General features: G+C 58.6%; 3 protein-coding genes. All 3 read right to left on the reverse strand.

From position 1 onward, the window contains the following. A partial coding sequence (locus tag AC1D2R_RS32080; RefSeq protein ID WP_477973853.1) for a transposase domain-containing protein occupies positions 1 to 318 on the reverse strand: 318 nt, incomplete at its 3' end. A gap of 62 nt (positions 319 to 380) precedes the next feature. Next, a complete protein-coding gene (tnpB, locus tag AC1D2R_RS32085; RefSeq protein WP_047637286.1) occupies positions 381 to 734 on the reverse strand; it encodes an IS66 family insertion sequence element accessory protein TnpB in 354 nt (117 codons plus the stop codon). Next, positions 731 to 1,183, reverse strand: coding sequence for an IS66-like element accessory protein TnpA (gene tnpA, locus AC1D2R_RS32090; RefSeq protein ID WP_477973855.1), 453 nt, complete (start codon positions 1,181 to 1,183; stop codon positions 731 to 733). The genes tnpB and tnpA overlap by 4 nt, the downstream gene beginning before the upstream one ends. Between the last annotated feature and the right edge of the window lie 89 nt (positions 1,184 to 1,272).

Below are 1,272 nucleotides of genomic sequence, written 5' to 3' on the forward strand. Positions count from 1 at the left end.
TTTCTCGACGGCGGCGATCCGCGCCTGTGTTTCGGCGATCGCCGTTTCAAGGTCTTCCAGCGCCAGTTCCATCTGCGCCGGATCTAGCTTTTCCGATTTCGGCCCGAACTTCGTGCGCCGATAGTCGTGAACCTGCCCCTCAAGCTTCTCGATCAGTTCCTTCAACTCGGAGATGAACGCGTCCTTTTCGGCCACCACAGCCTGCTCATGCTGACGTGCAGCACGCTCGACCGACAGCTCGAACTGCACCGCCGCAAAGGCTTTGACAACCTCTGGCGGAAGGTCCGGAAACAGGCTGAGATCAAGGGGCGATGACATGCGCCCTTATAGCAAGGCAGCACGAAAAAGCCAAATAAAACAATGCAAAGACGGCCGGATATTCACCCTGCCGCCGATGGCGCAATCACCCGTTGCGCCATGACCCGCCGCCAGTCAAGACCCTCGAACAAAGCCTCATACTGACCCCTGGAAAGACGCATCGTCCCATCCTGCACCTTGGGCCAGGCAAAGCTTCCATGTTCAAGAATTTTGTAAGTTAGCACCATTCCTGTGCCATCCCACACCAGGATCTTCAGACGATCCCCGCGCTTCGACCGGAAGATCACCGTCACCCCGGAATGCGGATCAAGCTTCAATTCGGTTTGAACCATCAAAGCCAGCGCCTGATGCCCGCAGCGGAAGTCCACCGGCCGCGTTGCGATCAGGATCGGCAGTCGTTGGCCCGCGACGATCATGACGCTCCTCGCACAGCGCGAACCAGAGCCGCGACCCGTTCAACGGGCACATCGTTCGGAACCCGCATCACAACGTCTAAGCCAATCTCCAACGTCAAAACCTGCACCTTCGGCCCGTCGGAGGCCAGCTTCGGCAGCGGCAAACGATTGACAGGCTCAGGCGGCTCCGCAGCGATTGCCAGAGGCACGAATGCCGGCTCGATACCATCGTGCTCCGACGGCGTCGTTGCCGCCGCAAACGGCAGCACCAGAATGCCGTCGCGCACTTGACGTCGCCAATCAGAAAGCTGGTTTGCTATAACGCCGTGACGGCGCGCGACATCCACAACACGAACACCAGGCTCAAAGCTTTCCGCTACGATCCGCGCCTTCACATCATCCGGCCAACGCCGATTTCCGCGGCGCGGCTCGACAACTTCGTAGCGACCAACAAATCCATCATCTGCCATGCAAATCTCCAGATAAAACTGGAAACCTTCTCGCATACGCAGCAAGCCTCAAAATACACCCAATCCAATGGGGCGGAGACGGCGCTTAC

The organism is Rhizobium sp. P1_C7 (assembly GCF_056406295.1).